Source organism: Micromonospora tarapacensis (assembly GCF_019697375.1).
Taxonomy (GTDB): Bacteria; Actinomycetota; Actinomycetes; order Mycobacteriales; family Micromonosporaceae; genus Micromonospora; species Micromonospora tarapacensis.
On sequence record NZ_JAHCDI010000004.1, the window covers coordinates 701073 to 720702 of the forward strand.

General features: G+C 71.5%; 20 protein-coding genes. 6 read left to right on the top strand and 14 right to left on the bottom strand.

The genetic code is table 11. From position 1 onward, the window contains the following. Window positions 1–188: 188 nt before the first annotated feature. The 3 genes from KIF24_RS09220 to KIF24_RS09230 form a co-directional block, all read right to left on the bottom strand. Window positions 189–893 (bottom strand): VOC family protein, encoded by a 705-nt coding sequence (locus KIF24_RS09220; protein WP_221083662.1) that lies wholly within the window; start codon window positions 891–893, stop codon window positions 189–191. Between the two features lie 144 nt (window positions 894–1037). Beyond that, window positions 1038–1232: a DUF397 domain-containing protein gene (locus KIF24_RS09225; RefSeq protein ID WP_221087263.1), complete on the bottom strand. Its 195-nt coding sequence runs from the start codon at window positions 1230–1232 to the stop codon at window positions 1038–1040. Then, window positions 1229–2044 (bottom strand): helix-turn-helix domain-containing protein, encoded by an 816-nt coding sequence (locus tag KIF24_RS09230; RefSeq protein WP_221083663.1) that lies wholly within the window; start codon window positions 2042–2044, stop codon window positions 1229–1231. Before KIF24_RS09230 ends, KIF24_RS09225 begins: the two co-directional genes overlap by 4 nt. A gap of 621 nt (window positions 2045–2665) precedes the next feature. Between KIF24_RS09230 and KIF24_RS09235 the strand changes: the two genes are divergently transcribed. The 3 genes from KIF24_RS09235 (at window position 2666) to KIF24_RS09245 (ending at window position 4350) form a co-directional block, all read left to right on the top strand. After that, window positions 2666–2908, top strand: a complete 243-nt coding sequence (locus KIF24_RS09235; RefSeq protein ID WP_221083664.1) for a hypothetical protein — start codon at window positions 2666–2668, stop codon at window positions 2906–2908. Window positions 2909–2990: 82 nt separating this feature from the next. Beyond that, complete coding sequence (locus tag KIF24_RS09240) at window positions 2991–3440, top strand: hypothetical protein (protein WP_221083665.1); 450 nt, start codon at window positions 2991–2993, stop codon at window positions 3438–3440. Window positions 3441–3450: 10 nt separating this feature from the next. Continuing rightward, on the top strand, window positions 3451–4350 hold the full coding sequence (locus KIF24_RS09245; RefSeq protein ID WP_221083666.1) for a cupin domain-containing protein: 900 nt from the start codon (window positions 3451–3453) through the stop codon (window positions 4348–4350). Window position 4351: 1 nt separating this feature from the next. Here KIF24_RS09245 and KIF24_RS09250 read toward each other — a convergent pair whose 3' ends face one another. The 5 genes from KIF24_RS09250 to KIF24_RS09270 form a co-directional block, all read right to left on the bottom strand. Further along, the gene (locus KIF24_RS09250; protein WP_221083667.1) at window positions 4352–7228 is read right to left on the bottom strand and encodes a WD40 repeat domain-containing protein; all 2877 of its coding nucleotides are present in this window, start codon (window positions 7226–7228) and stop codon (window positions 4352–4354) included. A gap of 403 nt (window positions 7229–7631) precedes the next feature. Continuing rightward, window positions 7632–8210 (bottom strand): DsbA family protein, encoded by a 579-nt coding sequence (locus KIF24_RS09255; RefSeq protein ID WP_221083668.1) that lies wholly within the window; start codon window positions 8208–8210, stop codon window positions 7632–7634. An 83-nt stretch (window positions 8211–8293) separates the two neighbouring features. Beyond that, window positions 8294–10015, bottom strand: coding sequence for an IlvD/Edd family dehydratase (locus tag KIF24_RS09260; RefSeq protein ID WP_230415412.1), 1722 nt, complete (start codon window positions 10013–10015; stop codon window positions 8294–8296). Between the two features lie 31 nt (window positions 10016–10046). Beyond that, complete coding sequence (locus tag KIF24_RS09265) at window positions 10047–11558, bottom strand: aldehyde dehydrogenase (NADP(+)) (RefSeq protein WP_221083670.1); 1512 nt, start codon at window positions 11556–11558, stop codon at window positions 10047–10049. Further along, entirely contained in the window at window positions 11555–12739 is a 1185-nt protein-coding gene (locus KIF24_RS09270) for a fumarylacetoacetate hydrolase family protein (protein WP_221083671.1), read from the bottom strand. The genes KIF24_RS09265 and KIF24_RS09270 overlap by 4 nt, the downstream gene beginning before the upstream one ends. A gap of 163 nt (window positions 12740–12902) precedes the next feature. Here KIF24_RS09270 and KIF24_RS09275 point away from each other — a divergent pair, with 163 nt between their 5' ends. Further along, window positions 12903–13661, top strand: coding sequence for an IclR family transcriptional regulator (locus KIF24_RS09275; protein ID WP_221083672.1), 759 nt, complete (start codon window positions 12903–12905; stop codon window positions 13659–13661). Window positions 13662–13672: 11 nt separating this feature from the next. Here KIF24_RS09275 and KIF24_RS09280 read toward each other — a convergent pair whose 3' ends face one another. Beyond that, window positions 13673–13927, bottom strand: coding sequence for a flavin reductase (locus tag KIF24_RS09280; RefSeq protein WP_221083673.1), 255 nt, complete (start codon window positions 13925–13927; stop codon window positions 13673–13675). Between the two features lie 474 nt (window positions 13928–14401). On the opposite strand from KIF24_RS09280, the gene KIF24_RS09285 reads away from it, so the two are divergent. Continuing rightward, window positions 14402–14833 (top strand): Scr1 family TA system antitoxin-like transcriptional regulator, encoded by a 432-nt coding sequence (locus KIF24_RS09285; protein ID WP_221083674.1) that lies wholly within the window; start codon window positions 14402–14404, stop codon window positions 14831–14833. Window positions 14834–14918: 85 nt separating this feature from the next. Here KIF24_RS09285 and KIF24_RS09290 read toward each other — a convergent pair whose 3' ends face one another. The 5 genes from KIF24_RS09290 to KIF24_RS09310 all read right to left on the bottom strand — a co-directional run bounded on the left by KIF24_RS09290 (window position 14919) and on the right by KIF24_RS09310 (window position 18834). Continuing rightward, on the bottom strand, window positions 14919–15149 hold the full coding sequence (locus KIF24_RS09290; protein WP_230415414.1) for a DNA alkylation repair protein: 231 nt from the start codon (window positions 15147–15149) through the stop codon (window positions 14919–14921). 13 nt (window positions 15150–15162) lie between these two features. Then, window positions 15163–16179: an NAD-dependent epimerase/dehydratase family protein gene (locus KIF24_RS09295; protein ID WP_221083675.1), complete on the bottom strand. Its 1017-nt coding sequence runs from the start codon at window positions 16177–16179 to the stop codon at window positions 15163–15165. A gap of 141 nt (window positions 16180–16320) precedes the next feature. Then, the gene (locus KIF24_RS09300) at window positions 16321–17391 is read right to left on the bottom strand and encodes a winged helix DNA-binding domain-containing protein (RefSeq protein WP_221087264.1); all 1071 of its coding nucleotides are present in this window, start codon (window positions 17389–17391) and stop codon (window positions 16321–16323) included. 321 nt (window positions 17392–17712) lie between these two features. Beyond that, entirely contained in the window at window positions 17713–18300 is a 588-nt protein-coding gene (locus tag KIF24_RS09305) for an HAD family hydrolase (protein ID WP_230416173.1), read from the bottom strand. Between the two features lie 45 nt (window positions 18301–18345). Continuing rightward, on the bottom strand, window positions 18346–18834 hold the full coding sequence (locus tag KIF24_RS09310; RefSeq protein ID WP_221083677.1) for a GNAT family N-acetyltransferase: 489 nt from the start codon (window positions 18832–18834) through the stop codon (window positions 18346–18348). A gap of 146 nt (window positions 18835–18980) precedes the next feature. Between KIF24_RS09310 and wrbA the strand changes: the two genes are divergently transcribed. Further along, complete coding sequence (wrbA, locus tag KIF24_RS09315; protein WP_221083678.1) at window positions 18981–19598, top strand: NAD(P)H:quinone oxidoreductase; 618 nt, start codon at window positions 18981–18983, stop codon at window positions 19596–19598. Window positions 19599–19630: the final 32 nt, after the last annotated feature.

The window sequence follows — 19630 nt, forward strand, 5'->3', positions numbered from 1 at the left end:
ACGATCCTGCCCAACCGGTATGCCGGTGAGGGGCTGTTCCCGCGAGAACCAACCGATCGGGCGGGTCGGGGTCGGCCGGTGGCGTATCGACGGCGACGGCGTACGCGCGGACGGCGAAGTGCGTTAAACGCTAGTCCACCTGGCGGTCGCCCGGTAGCACCTGACGGTCGCCCGGTAGCACCTGACGGTCAGTCGGTGGCACGTGGCGGGAAGGCGCAGAACTCGTTGCCCTCCGGGTCGGCCAGCACCCACCACGACACCGTGTCGTCCGGCTCCCGCAGCAGGGTCGCACCGGCCCTGATCAACGCGGTCGGCCCGGCGGCGGTCAGGTCGACGTCCCAGTGCATCCGGTTCTTGACGGTCTTGCGCTCGGGCACGGGGTCGAAGACCCAGTGGTCCCAGGGAAAACCGGCCGCACCGACGACCGACGCGTGCCCGTGCTCGCCGCTCGCCACCTCGCCACCGACCACGCCGGCCCACCAGGTGGCCTGGGCGGTCGGGTCGGCGGCGTCCACCACGAGCTCGAACGGCCCGGGACGGGAGTCGCCACCGGCGGCGAAGGCGCAGAACAGGTTCCCGTCGGGGTCGGCCAGCACCCACCGGTCGATCTCCGCGTCCGGCTCCCGGACCAGCCTCGCCCCGGCCGCCAGCAGCGCCGCCGGGCTCGCCCCGGTCAGCCGCAGGTCGAGATGGACGCGGGTCTTGACGGTACGCGGCTCCGGCACCCGGTTGACCCAGATCGACTCGGCGCCCGAACCGGCCCGGCGCGGATCGACCCGGGTGTCACCGTCGCCGGTGTCGACCAACTCCCCGTCGAGCACCCGGGCCCAGAACCCGCCGAGGGCGTGGGCGTCGGCGGCGTCGAGGCAGAGATCCTTGAAGCGTGCGATCATCCGCCGATCATGCCGCCCGGCACCGACATCCGCAGGCCGTCGACCGGCGCAACACAGCAGGCCCCCGGCACAGCGGGCCCCGGGCACAGCGGCCCCCGGGCAAAGCAGGCCCCCGGCACAGCTGGCCTGCCGCGGGGTGAGCGGTCAGCCCACCGGGCCGATCCGCGTCGCCAGCGTTACGAACGACTGCCACGAGCGTGGGTCGAACTGGAGGGTGCCGCCGTCGCGGTCCTTGGTGTCGCGGACCAGGACGACGCCGGAGAGGTTGTCGGCCACCTCGACGCACGCTCCGCCGTTGGCCCCCGAACGAGTCGACGTGCGCCAGTTGGCACCGGTCATTTCCATGTCTGCGCCACTTCCTTGATCCGATCGAGGGACTGCCTGCGCGAGAGGGCCTCGCCCCTGACGACCTCCCATATCCGCTGGAGCGTAGCAAGCCGGTCCGGCTGGGTGACGACCTGCGCGTCGACCTGATGATCGAGGTACGCGACCACCGAGCCGTCGGGCAGCGTCGCCAGGATGAAGCCTCCCTGTAGTCCAGGGTAGACACCCGCCTCCTCGGTTACCACGAGGATTTGCACGTGCGGCAGCTCGGCCATCTTCACGATGTGGTCGAGTTGCTCCCTCATGACCCCGGGGTGCCCGTTGATCTGCCGCCGGAGGACCATCACGTCGAGCACCGCGACCAGCGGGACCGGGTTGTCCTGGGTCAGGATCCGCTGCCGCTCCAGCCGCGAGGTCACCCGGTGCTCGACCTCGTCGGGCGCGAGCAGACCGTCGGCGAGCGTCGCGCGGGCATATGCCTCGGTCTGGAGGATGCCGGGCACATAGGCGGGCTCGTACCAGCGCAGCAGGCGCGCCTCGCTCTCCCATTCACCCCATTCGCGCAGCCACGCCGGGTCGTTGTCAATCTTGGACAGCTCCCGGACCATCCGGGCGAACCGCCCACCGTCCGTCTTGTCGAAGGCGGGGTCGTAACTGCGGTCGACCGCCATGGCGTAGTCGGCGGTGGGCGGCCGGCCACCCGTCTCCACCGCGCTGACGTGTGACGCCGAATATCCGATCGCCCGGCCGAAGTCCTCCTGGCCGAGGCCCAGCGAGATGCGGAAAAGGCGAAACTCCATCACTACGTACTTCATCGCGCTGCCCATCGGCTGCCCATCGGCTGCCCACCTTCTGCCCAGTTCTATTGACCTGTCGCCCGGCGGTCGACGCATGCACCGAATGGTCGACTCAATGGCGGTGAATACGTATCGAAGATAGACCGCTCCTAACCAGACTGTCATCCATGCGGATCTGCTCCATGCCAGGGCGGGCTGGGGCGGGTTCTGCCTGGGGCCGCCCACGGACATCCCCCGTCCGGGGGCGGCCCCTCCCGATCACCTACTCGCGGAGGCCGATGTGCGCACCCGTCCCTCGTACCTGTGTCCCACCACCGTACTGCCGGTCCTGCCGCAGCGTCAGCGCGGAACGCACCTGCCGGAGTGGTTTCGCCAGCAACGGACCATACCCCTCCCGGTGCAGTGGCCGGGCCGTGCCGGTTCCCTGACACCGGGCCAGCGGTGGCGGTCGAACGGGGAATGGCCGTCGTGACGAGTCACCCGACCCTGCCGGTCGCGGCCCACGGTCGGATCGCCGCCCGGGTGAGGGGACCTCCGGTTTCCGGGTCGTCCGCGAGTCGCCCACCCTTCCGATCGCCGCACGGTAAGACAAAGAACGGACGCGGGAGCCGCACTCTCCCGCGAATGGGAAAGCATGAAAGGTCTTCTCTTATGTCCCTGAACAACCTGTACGCGGTGCCGGTCGACGGCGCGCAATTCACGACCTACTGCGGTGGCAACCTCGGTGGTGACAACGAGACCTGCGCCGAGGTCGCCCCGATTCCGGGTGTCGCCGACGCCTTCGTGGTGCGGGACAACAAGGTGGACAGCGTCGGCCACGAGCTGCGCCTGACCGGTGTCGAGCTGGACAACCTGGCGCTCGGCTGGGCGAAGGACCGGGGACTGACCGCCTGACACGAAGATCGCGACGAGAGCCGGCCGTCCTCGATCGCCAGCAATCGGGGACGGCCGGCCGCAACAGCAGAAAAGGGCGCAGATGGGCAACTGGGCAGGCCACTGGCACGGCTTCGGGCCGTGGACCGGATCGCGATCGGAGTTCGCCAAGGAAGGGCCACGCCGACCCGGGGCCGACTCGGGCGACGCGGAGACCCAGGCGTTCCTGGCCAACACCATGACGCCGGTGGAGACCGGCCACTGGCTGCTCCGTCGCAGCCAGGCCGCAGCCGAGCGGACCTGGACCGATGTCGCCGGGGCGGCAGCCTGGATGAGCCGGGTCCGAGCGGCGAACCCGGCGGACCAGTCCGGCGGCACGCTGCTCACCGTGGACGAGTTGATCGACCGGAAGTCCGCGAGCCTGACCCTCGGCAGCGACGTGGCCTGGGGCTACTACACCCCGGCCTTCGGCTACGTCTCCTTCGCCGTCGTCTGCTGTCCCAGCCGATCACTTCCCGACATCCCCTGCCCGTCGCCGCCCGACACACGATGAGGAGGTAACCGTGTCGCTCAGCCTCATACTTCCCCCGGACGGAGTCGCAGACCTGATGGACCACTGGCCCGACGAGCCGCGCGTCTACCAGCGCCCGCGCACCAGCCTGGACGTGACTGTCACACCCGAACGGCTCTACGAGTGGATCGACACCGGCTGTGTCCCGGCCGACGAGATCGCCGCCATCAAGGCCCCCGCCCCGGCGCTGAACGCCCGGTCCTGGACCACGAACGGGCGCACCGACGCCCTCCGACTGCGCCGGCTCTACGAGCGGGGCCACACCATCCGCCTCGGCAACCTCCAGCGGGTGATGCCCTACCTGGCGGGACTGGCGAGGGCCATCCAGGCGGAGACCGGCTACTCGAACTACGTCCACGCCTTTCTCACCCCCGGCCGAGAGCAGGGGCTCCGCCACCACTGGGACCAGCAGATGGCCGTCATCGTCCAGCTCGCCGGGGTCAAGCGGTGGGAGCTGTGGCCACCGGTGGTGGAAGCACCCATGCGGGAACACCTGGAGTCCTTCCGGGTGTGGAAGGACAGCTACCTGGACGAGTGGCGGGCCGCCGGCCCGGATCTGACAGTCGACCTTCAGCCAGGTGAGTCGATGCTCCTGCCGAGAGGTTGGGTGCACAACCCGTTCAACCCGGCCGATCGGCCCAGCCTGCACCTGACCTTCGCGATCCGCGAACGCACGCCCTACTGGATCACGGAGAAGCTGACCGGCGGCGCGATCGAGGAGGTGGCCTTCCGGCAGATCATCCTGCCGGGCCAGATCCACGGCGACGCCCTGCCCGCGACCGTCGCGGAGACCCGCGACGCCCTGGTCGCCTACCTTCAGGGCCTCGACGCAGGAAAGATGGCCGAGACCCTGCGCGACCTCGCGCGGACCGAGCTGGAGTACACCACCTAGGCTAGCGGGACGGTCTCCAGATGTGCACCGCGTTGGCGTCGTCGCTGGAAGCCACCACCAGGTCGCCGTCAACCTCGGTCGCGGCGACGCAGTTGACCATGCTGGTCTTGTGTTCGCGGTAGTGCTCGCTGACCTCTCGCAACTCATCGTCGAGGAGGGCGACGCCGTTCGCAAAACCGGCGACGATCAGGGTACGGCCGGCGGCTTCGACCATCACCACCGCGCCACTGCGGCCGTAGTCGTGCTGTTTGAGCGCGGCGAGGAGGTCACCGGTGAGGGCATCGCGGAGTTCCAGGTTGTCCTCGCTCGGTCCATGGAACAAGTAGTCCTCGGCGCCGACGTCGAGACCGTGCATCCTGACCACTCTGCCGTTCCTCACCCCGAGGGCGGCCACCTCGCCGCCCTCGCTGAGATGGATCGGCTTGTCGATGGGCTGTCCGGCCGACACGTCCCACAGCGCTGCCACGGAGTCCGCCGCGCATCTCTCGTCGCCCGCCGCCGTGCCACCGTGCACGAACGCCAGCAGTCGCCCGCCGGCCGCGGCCAGCGCCACCGACCCGACGAGCCGGCCGACCGGCAGTTGGGCGACCGGCTCGCCGGTGACCACGTCCCAGATCCGCAGCGTCTGGTCCGCTCCCGCCGCGCCGACCAGTGACCGGCCGTCCATCTCCACGGTGTCCGCCGCGTACATCGGCTTGTCGCCGCGATGCAGTGGGGCGCCCAGAGCCGTACCGGAGTTCGCGTCCCAGCGCTGCACCAGCCCGTCGTCGGTGACGCTGATCAGGATGTCGCGGGCCGGCCCACCGAATGCCACCGCGGTGACCTGGGCCCTGCCCACGGCGATCGAGTCGACGATCCGGCCGGTGGCCGCGTCCCACAGCCGGATCGTCCCGTCCGCGGAGCTGGACGCGAAGGCGGGCCGGCCCTCTCGGGTGCCGGCGGTCAGGGCCGTGACCTCGCCGGTGTGTCCCGTGTCGACCGGCGGTGCGCCCATCATCCACATCCGCGGGGCGCCGGTGGAGGCCACCGAGATCACTGCGGCCTGGTCATGCCAGTGCGTCGGCAGCAGCGCGGTGATCTCGCCGGGGTGGGCGGCGAACGGGGTCCCGATGGCTTCGCCGGTGGCGAGGTCCCAGAGCCGGACGGTCCTGTCGACGCCGCCGGTGACCACCACCTGACGACCGGAGACCTGCGCGAAGGCGATGGCCGACACCGACTGGTTGTTGATCTTCGGCAGGCCGTCGTCGATCCGGTGACCGCGCAGCACGGGCCCCGCCTCCCGTCCGGTGGACGTATCCCAGACCTGCACCGGGCCCTTCGCGTCACCGGCGGCAAGCAGCGTCCGGCCGCCGATCCGGCCGGCCGCCAGCACGTTGATCCGCTTCATGTTCTCCACGGTGATGCTTCCGACCAGCTCGCCGGTCCGGGCGTCGTAGAACTCGATACCCCGGTTGAACCGCCGGGCCACCGTCGGCTGCCCGGCGAACTCCACGAACGTCATCGGGTTGTCCCATGTGCGGAAGCCCTCCGACTCCGCCGGGAGTTCCCGATAGAAGACCGTTCGAGAGGTCTGTGGATCCCACACCTGCAACGTCGTCGGGACGGTGTCCGAACGGCCGGCCAGGACGGCGAACATCGCACGGCCGTCCACTACGCCGGCCGCGATCGTCCGCACGCCGTCACCGAACGGCGCCGTGCCGACCGGCAGACCCGACTCGAAGTCCCACACCACCCCCGTCGCGCCGCACACCAGCAGGGAACCACGTCCGTCGACATCGACGAAGGAGCAGTTCCGCTTCTTGATGTCGGACTTGACGTAACCGGCGTAGTAGGGACTCGGGACCAGGGTGCCCGCTTCGACGTCGAACACCTTCAACGAGCGGCCGTGGTAGCCCGCCACGGCCGCCGTTCGACCGTCGAGAACACCCAGGGCCAGCGCGGAGGACGCGCCGAGATCCACGCCCAGCCGCCGCCCGCCGTGCGGTGCGGGCAACCAGACCTCGGTGCCGTTCCGGCCGTCATAACCCCACTGCACCAGGGCGGTGATCTCGCCGTCCCGGGCCTGCAACCGTAGATTCTCGATCGGCCGGTTGCCGACCGACTCGGCGTCCCACAGCGGCGGCAAGTCCACCTCGCACCCGTCGGTGACGTCCCACGCCAACGCCGAGTCGGCGGCATGCCTGCCCGCGGAGACCACCCAGAGGTGGCCGTCCACCACCACCGTCGCGATTGTGCTGAGTTCCCGGCCGCCGAACGGCTCACCGACGGCGGCACCGGTCAGCGCATCCTGCAGGAAGTGGGCGCGACGCAGGACGTCGTAGCGGACCTGGAGCAGCCTGCCCTGATGCTCCGCCAACGCCTTGATGTAGCCGGCGCCGGCGTGCCGGGCGATCACGCTGCCGTCCCGCGCGTCGTACACCGTCGCACCCGCGGCGACGATCCCCCGGCCGTCGATCGTGGCGACCGCGACCGGGCAGTCGCGCCGGAACCGCGGGAACTCCACGTCGATGGGCTCGCCCGACCACCCATCGCGCAACCGCAACACCCGTACGCCGTCGTCCCCGTCGGCCGGGCTCTGGAGCAGCAGGGCGAGAACCGCCCGATCGCCACACATTCCCACCGCCGCGGCGCGTGGCCCCTTCGAGCCGTGCAGCCCCGACCGGTCCGGAACGCGGGCTCCGGTCTCCAGATCCACCACGGAGTAGTAGGACCCGTCGTCGGTCGGCAACCCGAAACTGGCCAGGGCGGGGCGGCCCGCGACGGTGACCAGCGCGGCCGGTCCGACCTCGTCGAAGGCATGGGCTTCGTCGAAGCCCAGTGGCGTCCGCAACACCCGGTGCGGCGCGAAGATCCCGTCCTGTTCCCAGCCCTGTGTCATCCGAGCCCTCTCTCACGCCATTGTGGACCGATGCGGCCGACCGCTTCCACGGCCGGGAGGAGCCGCGGGTTCAGCGCCCGCCCCGTCCCGATCAAGTATCGCGGGCCGGGCTCGCACCCCGGTCAGGAGCCCCGCACCACGCGACGCCAGTCAACCAACTCGAAGCCGAGAGCGTCGGCCGCGAGTGGGTTCGCCGCGCAGGATCCGCGAGTGTCGCCTGTCCGGACTTCCGACGCCCGACGTGAGAACTATGACCACGGCCGGGCAGGTGATCTGGCAAGCGCGTGGGCCTTCTTGATGACGGCGCCCGCCGCACGGACGAGGCGCGGCTAGGGCTGAACCACGACGGCGGTTGCGGTGAGGAAGGTGCGGTTGTCGTTCTAGCTAGTGCGTTGACTGTGACTCAGTGGCGGGCGCGCTTGAGCTCGTGGAAGGCCGGCATGCGCAGCAGCGGCACGACGCTGTCCCACAGGACCAGCGCGTCGTCGGCGCCGGGCACCTCGGTCAGGATCGGGCCGTGCAGGCCCCGGTCGGCCCCGGGCACCATCAGCACCGGGGAGCCGATGTCCGGCCCGGCGGAGGCGTACGCCAGGGCGTGCGAGGCGTGCACCTGCGCGTCCCAGCGTTCGTCGTCGAGGGCGGGTGCCGCGTCGCCGAGGCCGGCCGCCTCGACGGCCGCGTCCACCAGCTTGCCGCTCGGCGGGTTGCCGGCGTCGTGCGTCCGGGCGCCCAACTCGGCGTAGAACCGGCCGACCTCGTCGTGACGGCCCTCGGCGCGCAGCGCCTCGACCAGGCGTAGGGCGCGATTCGAGGCGGTGATCGCGTCGGCGTACTCGGGCGGGACGTCGCCGCCGTTGAGGATGCCGAGGCTGAAGGCCCGCCACTCGATGCGCAGGCCGCGGGCCTCGGCGACGGTCACCAGCCAGCGGGACGTGCGCCAGGTCCAGGGGCAGATGGGGTCGAAGAAGAAGGTGGCGTCCACCGCACGAGAGTAGCCCCGACGGCGAGACCCTGTGCGCAGTGACCTGACCCCGCACGAGGGCCGCGCCGCCGGCGCCGGTTGAGTCAGTGTGAGTGACGGGGCACCGCACTGCCGCTGCCACCGACGAGGAAGTCCAGGTCTGCGCCCCTGTCGGCCTGCTGGACGTGCTCGGTGTAGAGCCGCGCCCAGCCCCGGTCGGCCGCCAGCCGCGGCGGCTGCCAGGCGGAGCGGCGTGCGGCGAGTTCCGCCTCGTCGACCAGGAGGTCCAGGCGTCGCGCCGGGACGTCGAGGTGGACCAGGTCGCCGGTGCGGACCAGCGCGAGGGGACCGCCCACCGACGCCTCCGGTGCCACGTGCAGGACACAGGTGCCGTACCCGGTGCCGCTCATCCGGGCGTCGGAGATCCGCACCATGTCCGTGACACCGGCGGCGAGCAACCGTCGCGGCATCGGCACGTTACCCACCTCCGGGAAGCCCGGGTAGCCGCGCGGTCCGGCGTTGCGCACCACGATGACCGTCTCCGGCGTGACGTCGAGATCCGGATCGTCGGCGGCGACGGCGTACTCCTCGATCCGGTCGAAGACGAGCGCCGGCCCGGTGTGCGTGAGCAGGTGCGCCGAGGCGGCGGAGACCTTCAGCACCGCCCCGGACGGCGCGAGTGAACCCCGTAGCACGACGGTGCCCGACCCGGCGGGCTGGAACGGCTCGGTCAGGGTACCGATGACCTGCCGGTTCCAGCACTGGACGGCGCTGATGTTGTCGCCCACGCTCTTCCCGCTGACCGTGATCTGGTCGAGGTGCAGCAGCGAGGCGATCTCTTTCATCACCGCCGGGACACCGCCCGCGTAGGCGAAGTCCTCCATCAGGTACGTGCCGGAGGGCATCAGGTTGACCAGCATCGGCACGTCGGTGGTGAGGGTGTCGAAGTCCTCAAGCGACAGGGGGACACCGACGCGTCCGGCGATGGCGAGCAGGTGCACGACGGCGTTCGTGGAGCCACCGATCGCGGCGTTGACCCGGATGGCGTTCTCGAACGCCTCGCGGGTGAGCACCGTGGAGAGTCGCTGGTCCTGCTCGACCATGGCGACGATCCGGCGACCGGCGGCGTGCGCGAGGGCGTACCGACGCGAGTCGACCGCCGGAACCGCGGCGGCCCCGGCCAGTTGAACGCCCAACGCCTCGGTCACGCAGGCCATCGTGGAGGCGGTACCCATGGTCATGCAGTGACCCCTGCTGCGGGACATGCAGACTTCGGCCTCCGCGCAGTCGAGCGCGGTCATCCGACCGGCGCGCTGCTCCTCGGTGAAGCGCCAGACGGCGGTGCCCGACCCGATGTCCTGACCACGGAACTTGCCGTTGAGCATCGGCCCGCCGGTGATCAGCAGGGTCGGCAGGTCGACGCTTGCCGCACCCATCAACAGGCCGGGGGTGGTCTTGTCGCAGCCGGAGAGCAGCACCACGCCGTCGAGTGGGTTGGCCCGGATCAGCTCCTCCGCCTCCATCGCCAGCAGGTTGCGGTAGAGCATGGTGGTGGGCCGCATCAGGGGTTCGCCGAGGCTCATCGCGGGGAACTCCAGCGGCAGGCCGCCGCTCTCCCACACGCCCCGCTTCACCGACTCGGCCAGCTCGCGCAGGTGGGCATTGCACGGGGTCAGTTCCGACCAGGTCGTGGCGATGCCGATCACCGGGCGACCGTCGAAGACGTCGTCGGCGAACCCCTGGTTGCGCATCCAGGACCGGTGAATGAACCCGTTGCGGCCGTCGGCACCGAACCACTGCCCGCTGCGCAACGGTCGACTCGTCATTGACATCAGCACACCCTCCTGTCAACTGTGGCTATTCGAGTCCTGACACCAGCCGCCCGTCGACGCGGCGGGGAATGGCGGCGTACTCGTCTCGCAGCTCCTGGGGGAGGATCCACTCCGGGGCGTTCTGCCAGGCCAGCGGGCGCAGGAACCGTCGGATCGAGGTGGCGCCCACCGAGGTGTGCACGGCGTTCGTCGACGGCCAGGGCCCGCCGTGGTGCTGCGCCCACGACACCCGGACACCGGTGGGGTAACCGTCGAAGACGATGCGACCGCAGCGGGCGGCGAGCACGTCGACCAGTCCGCGTACCGCGTCGGTGTCGTCCGGCCCGCTGTGGACGGACCCGGTCAGCGACGGCGGCACGGTCGCGAGCGCGGCGTCGAGATCGGCGACGTCGCGGTACCGGACCACGACCATGAGCGGGCCGAAGCACTCGTCGGCGATCTCGGCGGTCAGGCCCGGCAGGTCGACTTCCAGGAGCGTCGGCGCGACCGTGAAACCCGCGCCCGCCTCGATCCGGGGCCGCGCCGCGAGGCGAGCGCCGGCCTTCTCCAACGCGGTGGCCCCGCTGTCGTACGCGTCACGGATGCGCTCGTTGAGCAGGACCATCCCGCCGGCGGTGGCGACTGTCTCCCGGAGCGTGTCGACCAGCCGGTCGCCGCCCGGGTCCGCCGGGACGAACGCCAGACCGGGCTTGGTGCACAGCTGACCGCCCGAGGCGGTGAAGGAGGCGAACAGCCCCTCGGCGATCTGGTCTCCCCGGTCGGCTGCCGCCCCGGGCAGGATCACGATCGGGTTCACGCTGCTCAACTCGGCGTACAGCGGAATGGGGTCGGCGCGTTCGTCGATCGCGGCCTGGATAGCGCGGGCGGCGCCGACGGAGCCGGTCAGGGCAGCCGCCCGGATCGCCGGATGGCGCACCAGCCAACGGCCGGACTGCTCCCCGTACACGGCCGCGATCACACCGTCGGGCCCACCCAGGTCGCGGACGGCCGACTCGATCGCCTCGGCGGAGGCCCGCGACGTCAGCGGATGAGACGGGTGGGCCTTCACGACCGTGGGACAACCGGCGGCCAGCGCCGAGGCGGTGTCGCCGCCGGCGACGGAGAAGGCGAACGGGAAGTTGCTGGCACCGAAGACGGCCACCGGCCCGAGGGGTACGAGCATCCGCCGCAGGTCCGGGCCGGGCCCGAGTGGCGTGTCGGCGGCGTGGTCGATGGCCGCCTCCAGGTACCCGCCGTCGCGCAGCACCGCCGCGAACATCCGGAACTGGATCGCCGCCCGGGTGAGTTCCGAGTCGAGTCGCGCCTGGCCCAGCCCGGTCTCCGCCTCCGCGACCGCGACCAGGTCCACGCGACGGGACTCCAGGGAGGTGGCGATCGCGTCCAGCAGCTGCGCCCGGCCGAGCCGGCCCCGATCGAACAGCCACTGTGCCGCCCGGGACGACTGGCCGGCGATCGTGGCCACGCCGGACTCGTCGGTCTCGGTGAGGTCCGTTACCTGGTGCCGGCCGTCGCGCGGATCGGTGGTGGTGACCTTCACAGCAGTCCTCTCCTCGCCAGATTGCCCATGAGATCGCGGGCGCCGAACCGCCAGGGTTCGCACTGCTCCGCATGCCGCACCCGGTTGACCAGGGTGCCGAGCGCCGGACAGCTGATCCGCACCACGTCGTCGACCTTGTGGGTGAAGCCCTCACCGGGGCGATCCCGGTCCTCGGTGGGGGCGAACATGGTGCCGAGCATCAGCACGGCGCCGTCAGGATACTGGTGATGGGGGCCGATCAACTGCCGCACCAGCGCCGCCGGGTCGCGTGACATCCGGGCCATCTCCGAGGTTGCCTCCAGGTGGAAGTCGTCCACCCCGTGGACCTGGAGGCCCACCTCGAGTTCGCGCACCCGACCGAGCGGAAACCGCTCGTCGAACAGCCGGATCAACGGGCCGAGGGCGCACGAGGCGTTGTTGTCCTTGGCCCGGGGGAGCAGGAGCGCCGACCGACCCTCGACATCCCGCAGGTTCACGTCGTTCCCCAGGGTGGCGCCGACGATCCGGCCGCTGGACTGGGCGATGAGCGCGACCTCGGGCTCCGGGTTGTTCCAGGTCGACGCGGCGAGCACGCCGACCGGGACGGCGGTGCCGACGGCGGAGAGGGGCTGACCCTTGGTGAAGATCTCGGCGTCCGGGCCGATCCCCACCTCCAGGTACTGACTCCAGATGCCCTCGGCGATCAGCGCGGCCTTGAGCCGCTCCGCCGCCGCCGAGCCGGGGACCAGGGTGTGCAGGTCGGCACCGAGGTCGGCGAGCATCCGGCGACGGAGGTCCGCCGCGAGTGTCAGGTCTCCCCGGGCCCGCTCCTCGATGACGCGCTCGATCATCGAGACGGGAAACGTCACGCCGGCGGCCTTGAGCGCCTGCAGGTCGACCGGGGCGAGCAGCCAGGGCCGGGCCGGGTCACGGCTCGCCGCGCCGGTGTTGGCCAGTAGCTCGCCGAAGCCGCCGACCCGCGGCCCGTCCAGCCCGGCAACCGTCGCGGCGGGGTCGGGCAACTCGCAGATGTCCCGGACGGTCGGAAACCGGTGGCTGACGTCGATGACCTCGCCGTCTCGGACGGTCACGGGTGACGGGCCGTCGACGGACGGGTTCCAGATCCGGCCGATGAGGACGCTGTGATCGGCGTCGTCCGGCAACGCCTCGGCGGCAGTCCCGAACCAGGGCTCCTTGCTCATCGTCACTCCCCTGCAACAGGTCGGGTGTCGCCGAGCTGGAATCTGCAACGATCGTAGTGCCATGTGCAACGCTGTCAACGGTCAGATTGCGTCTGGGGCGTACTTCATTGCATACGATGCAACCGGCGGCCGTCGGGGCTGCCGCGCGGAGGGAGACATCACCGTGTCGCAATCGATTCGCCGCGCGGTCGAGCTGATCCGTCGCGCCGCGGAGCACCCGCTGTCCCTCACCGAGGCGGCGGCGGTCCTGGGTGTCCACAAGTCCACGGCCCTGCGGATCCTCCAGACGCTCGAATCGGCGCGCTTCGTCCGCCGGACCGGCGCCGGGACCTACGTGCTCGGCAGCGGCATCATCGAACTGTCGGAACTCGCACTCGGCTCGATGGACCTGCGCCAGTTCGCCGCCGCGCCCCTGCGCGCGCTCCAGCGCGAGACCGGCCACACCGTGCACCTCGCGCAGTTGACCGGCGACGAAATCGTCTACATCGACAAGGTCGACAGTCCGGCTTTCGACGCCGTCAAGCTGCCGTCCCGGATCGGGCGCGCGGTCCCGATCTACGCGAGTGCCGTCGGCAAGATCATTCTGGCGTCCCTGCCCGCGGAGGAACGCGACCGCCTCCTCTCCCACGTCGTCTTCGAACGATTCACCCCGACCACGTACGCCGACCGCGAGTCTCTCGACGCCGAACTCGTCCACATCCGGGAACAGGGCTGGGCCGTCGACAACGGCGAGCACGACACGTACGTCATGTGCGTGGCGGCGCCGATCAGGGACTCGCGCGGGCGGGTCGTCGCCGCCGCCTCCCTTACCGCGATCGAGGTCATCGCGAGCCTCGACCAGCTGAAGGCCAGCCTTCCTCTCCTGCTCGACACCGCGAACCAGATCTCCGGCGAACTCGGCCACACCTCGGACATCGGTTGAGCCCAGCCGGCCTATCTGGACCGGACCGGCACCCAGTCGGTGAACCGGCGGTGCAGGTCGGCCGGCGGCCCGCCGCCGCCCAGCCCGGCGAGTTGCTCGGTGGCCTCCTCGCGCAGAATCACGAGATAGACCATCAGGCCAGGCATGTTCTCCCGGTACTCGGCGAGCAGCCGCAGCTTCGCCGGAGAGCAGGGCCAGGCGATCCCACACGCCTGGCATCGCCAGGTGGGGCGGGACGCGACATGCTCCTGCGGCCCGGCGCTCATCCGGCTACCCGCGCGGGGCGTGAGCGGGGCGGGTGCCGGTCGGCCAGCTCGCGGATCACCCGTACCAGGATCGGGCTGACGAACTGCGGCGAGGTTGCCCGATCCAGGAGGTACACGCCAGGCTGGACCGTCGGTGTTCCGTCCGCCCGGTGCGCGGTCACCGGACATCGCGGCGGCCGACCCGGTCGGACCGGCGGAAGGTCGGTCCGGCGTTCGTGGGCTTCGGCACGGGCACGGTGGGGCCTCCCCAGTCGACACGGAGTGTGGGAGGGCCGCCCGAGAGTGCTCGCCCGCCGGGCGGCCCGGTGCTGGTCCCGCCGACCGGCCGTGCCACGCCCGCGGTTCCGCTGGTGACACTCTGATATGGAACCCGCTACTCTCGGAAGGTGCTTCCGGCGTCCGGGCTGAGCTGGCGAAACGGCCGCCGGATCCGTGGCGGGCTGGGTAGTCGATCTATGGTGTGGGGAGCCCTGAATGCCTGACATGCCGAACCCCGTAGCGGCCTTCATCGTGGGTGAGATCCGTCGGGCGCGCGGCACGGCCGGCATGACGCAAGAGGCGTTCGGTCGCGGTGCCGGCTTCAGTGCCTCCCACGTCAGCGCCGTTGAAGGCGGCACCCGGGCAGTGACGTTGGACTTCGCCCGAGGCGCCGACCGCGCGCTGAGCAACGGTGGCCTGTTCGAGCGGCTGGCGATGAAGCTCGGGGTGCCGTCCTGGTTCCTGCCGTGGCTCGATGCCGAGCGCGGTGCGACGCAGCTTCGCTACTTCGAGCCCAACCTGATTCCGGGCCTGTTGCAGGTGGAGCACTACGCCCGCACGGTTCTGCGCACCGTGGACAGCCTGACCGATGACGAGGTCCCGTCCGCGTGGCGCGCGTTCGTCGCCCAGGTCACCGATCGGGCATGACCGAGACGCGCGAGTGCGCCCGCCTCTTCACGGGGCGGGCGCTTTCGCGCTTTCGCGGCCGGCGGCGCGAACGTTTCCAGCAGAGTTAGCCGTCTTGTTTCATCTGCGCCTCGACGACGTCCAGCAGCCCCACAAGGTCGAGCCCTTCCGGCTGCCTGGCCACCCGCTCGGTGGTCAGTGCCCAGCCGGCACTCGCCACCACCGGATCCGGATCGGCCGACCAGGCCCGGCGTAGCTCCTCGGCGTGCGGGTTCTTCTTCACCACGTAGTTGACGAGCCAGTCGTGCACCTTGGGGGTGCGCGCCTCGCGCAACATGACGGCCGGGCAGTCAGTCGCCGGGCTCCGGCCGACCCGGCTCGTGCGCCAACGCCTCCAGTAGGTCGGCCTCCCGGCCGCCGCTCAGCCCAGCACGCCGGTCCCGGTGCAGGCCCGCCGTGCGCTCCCAGGCGAGCGTGTCGCGCAACAGGTCGGTGCGTGGCCGGTGACGCAGCCCGGCGGCGACGGCCGCCGCGCCACTGCGGGCCGACCAACCCTGCCAGCCGGGCTCGACCAGCCACATCGCCAGCGACTCCGGGCCCATGTACTGGGTGACGCCCCGGGCCACCAGCCAGTCCGGGTCGACGTCGACCACCGGACCGGTGTGCCCGCCCACCTGGCGGGACCGGAAGATCCACTCACCGAACGGCACCATCGGGCCGACCGCGTCGAACGTGCCGACCGTCCCGGACTGTGCGCTGTCCAGCAGCCAGGTCGCCAGGTCGCGTACGTCGACGACCTGGGTCGGCAGATCGGGGGTGCGGGGTACCAGCATCGGCGCCTCGGGGTCGCGGGCGGCGCGGGCGACCCAGTAGCCGGAGCGACCACTGTGGTCGCCGGGCCCGCCGATCAGGCCGGCACGGGCCACCAGCAGCCGGTCGCCCACCCGCGCGGTGGAGAGCTGCTCGCAGGCCACCTTCGCCTCGCCGTACTCCTCGCGGTCGACCACGTCCGACGCCGCCGCCGGCAGGGTGGTCGCCGATTCGTCGGCGCCCGGTGCGTCGTGGCCGGCGTAGGCGCTGACCGAGGAGACGTAGCACCAGTGCCGCGCCCGGTCGCGCAGGGCCTCCAGGGCGTCGCGGACGAAGCCGGGCTGCCACGACACCTCGATCACGGCGTCCCAGTGCTGGTCGCGCAGCGCCTCGTACGCGGTGGGATCCGCGCGGTCGGCGGGGACGAGGACCGCGCCGGGCGGCACCGCACCGCTCTCTCCTCGGGCCAGGCAGGTGACCGCGTGCCCCCGGTCGACGGCCTGCCGGGCCACCTCCCGCCCGAGCCACGCCGTCCCGCCCAGCACCAGCATCTTCATGCCCGCCAGCCAAGCAGCGGACGACCGTACCTGCCAAGGATCTTCGCCGTGGGCAGAAGGCCCGCCGGACACCGGGCTGCGGCTGCGTCGACCAGCCGAAGCTGACCGGCGGCAGGGCCCTGCCCCGAGGACGCCGGCGGGTCAGCCCGCCCAGGTGACCCGTGGTGGCAGGGCGAGGAAGTCGGCATAGCGGCCGAGCGCCTGCTCGACCTGCTCGCGTCGGGCCGGATCGAGGTCGACCAGGGGCGCCACGGCCAGCGTGACCCGGGTCTTGGCCAGGGTGCGCTTCCAGGTGCCGACGACCCGGCCGCCGATCACGACGGTGGCCTGGAAGACGCCGTTACCGCCGGGGATGATCGCCTGCTTGTGCTCGGGGTCGAGCATCAGCGCCCGGTCCTTGTAGCCGAGCAGGTATTCGTCGAAGCCGGGCAGGGTCAGCACGGCGCCCGCCTCGGCGCGGGGTGCGTCGAGCAGCGGAGTGTGCAGCACCGCCTCGACGCCGTCCACCAGGACCGTGGTCAACTCGTCACCGGCGGCGGCGATGGCGCGCTTGGCGTCGGTGGCGGTCAGGCCCGTCCAGCCGGCGAAGTCCTGCCGGGTGGTGGGGCCGTGGCTGCGGAAGTAACGCAACGCCAGGGTGGCCAGCGCCTCCTCCCGGTCGAGTTGGTGCTGGCCAGGTGCCCACTCGTCGAGCAGCGCGAAGGTCTGCTCGGTGCCGATGTTGGGGGCGATGCAGGTGACGCCGCGCTGGGCGGCATACCACAGCAGGTGGTAGCCGCGTTGGCCCGCGCCGTCGATGCCGGCCGCGACGAGCGCGGCGACGCACTCGTTGCGGGTCAGCCGGCCGCCGCCGGACAGGGTGCTGCCCAGCACGTCGGCCGCGTGATCCGCCGCCGACTCGGTGAGCCCGAGGAACTCGCGTCGCCGGGCGGCCCCGGCCAGGGCACGGACGCCGGTCAGCTCCAGCAGCCAGCGGGCGTCCCGGGCCGGCACCAGGTGGATGGTGCCGCGCATCGGCCAGGTCCGCAGGGCCTCCCGCCGCTCCAACGCGCCGTGCACGTCGGCGTGGGTCGACCCGGGCAGCCGGACGCCCAGCGACCACATGCCGCTGGCGAGATCCTGTGCCTGCATGGCGCCGAACCACTCCACCACCTCGGCCACGCTCCCGGGCGGGGCGGCGGTGGGATGGGGCCGCAGGCGGAGGCTGGTCATCCGCAGGGCGAGCGCCTCGGCGCCGGTCAGCGCCGTCGAGCCGGTGGATGCCACGGGATCGCCGCCTTCCGTCGATGGTCGACGGCAGCATAGGCGCGGGCACCGACAGTCGGGGCCGGATCGGCGCCCCCTGATCGCGCTACGCCAGCGCCGTTGGTGGCGGAGCGCGATCCCCCGTTCAGGTTCGCCGGCGCGGGGCGGCGATGGAGGTCGCCGGCACCGGTGCCATCAGGATGGCGCTTTCCGGCCCGGCCGAGAACTGTGATCCAGACAACTTGCGGACATCTTGAGCAAGCTTCCGCCCGGTCGGCGCGGCGGCGGTCAACCCTGGCGGGGCTGCGGCACCCGTACCGCCGCCATGCCGGCTGCGGCGGCGGCCCGCATGCCCAGGTCCGCGTCCTCGAAGACCAGGCAGGACCGCGGGGGTACGCCGAGCAGTTCGGCGGCGCGCAGGAACGGCTCCGGGTCGGGCTTGGCGCGGCGGTAGTCCCCGGCACAGACCAGCACGTCGAAGCGGTCCAGGATGCCCAGCGCGTCGAGTGAGGCGGTGACCGCCTCCCGGGTGCTGCCGGAGACCACGGCGAACGGGATCCGGCCGTGTGCGTCGTCGATGTGGTGCAGCACCCCCGGGATGCCGGTCGCCGTGGGCAGCAGTTGCTGGAAGCGGGCCTCCCGGCGGGCGACGACCGTCTCCAGCGGCATGTCCAGGCCGTGTTGTTCGTTGAGGGCGGCCACGATGTCGGCCGTCGGCCGCCCGGCCCAGGCGTAGAAGAGTTCCTCGGGGAAGGCACAGCCCCACTGGTCGAGGGTTTCCCGCCAGGCGGTGTAGTGCTGGGGCATCGAGTCGACGATGGTGCCGTCGCAGTCGAACAGGTACGCCTGGAACGCGCCGGTGGGCAGGGGCAGCATCACCGGCCCAGGCTATCGGGCGGTTCGGACCGGCTGCGCGGCCGGTCAGAGCCGCTGGTACATGACCAGCAGGTCGACGTAGCCCCCGGATGGATGGTGGAAGCCCTCCGGGATCCGGCCGACGACCTCGAAGCCCAGCGACCGCCACAGCCCGACTGCCCGGGTGTTGCTGGCCACCACCGCGTTGAACTGCATCGCGCGGTAACCGTCGGCGCGGGCCAGGCCCAGCACGTACGTCCCCAGGGCGCGGCCGATGCCACGCCCGGCCGCCCGCGGAGCGACCATGAAGCTGGCGTTGGCGACGTGGTCGCCGGGGCCGAGCTGGTTGGGGGCCACCTTCGCCGAGCCGAGCGCGGTGCCGTCGGGGTCGACGGCGACCACGGTGCGGCCGGGCGGAGGCACCAGCCACATCTCGCGGGCCCGCGCCTTGTCGACGTCCCGGGGCCAGGTGTACGTCTCGCCGGCCGAGACGATCTCGCGCAGGAAGGGCCAGATGCCCGGCCAGTCGTCGGCGGTCGCGTTCCTGATCTCCATCGCCGTGAGCATGGCAGGCACCGCCGGCACCGGCCAGCGGAATATCCCCGACCCGCGCCCACGGCAGGCCGGCGGCGATCGCCGGTGTTTGTCGGCGCAAACATCGGGTAGTCGCCGGAGCTGATCCCGAGATGGAAGGACAAGCCATGGCAGCACAGGTCAACGTGGCGGTTATCTACTACAGCGCGACCGGCATCACCTACCAGATGGCCCAGTCGGCCCGGGAGGCCGCCGAGGACGCGGGAGCGCAGGTGCGGCTGCGCAAGGTACGCGAGCTGGCGCCGGACGAGGCGATCCGCTCCAACTCGGGATGGGAGGCTCACCGCCTAGAGACGCAGGATGTCGACGAGGCACAGCCGGACGATCTGACCTGGGCAGACGTGGTGATCTTCGGCTCGCCGACCCGCTACGGACTGGTCGCCGCCCAGCTCAAGCAGTTCATCGACGGCACCGGCCCGCTCTGGGCGCAGGGCGCGCTGGCCAACAAGGTCTACTCGGCCTTCACCTCCACCGCCACCCAGCACGGCGGGCAGGAGTCCACGCTGCTGTCACTGTTCCACGTCTTCTACCACTGGGGCGGCATCGTGGTCACCCCCGGGTACACCGACCCGAGCCAGTTCACCGCCGGCAATCCGTACGGAGCCTCGCACACCAGCAACAACGGCGAGACCGCCCCAGACCACGTCGCGCTCGGGGCGACGGCGCTGACCGCCAAGCGTGCGGTGCAGATCGGCGCCGCGCTCAAGCAGGGCCTGGCCGGCTGACCGACGCGGACCGGCGACTCGGGCGGGGGCTC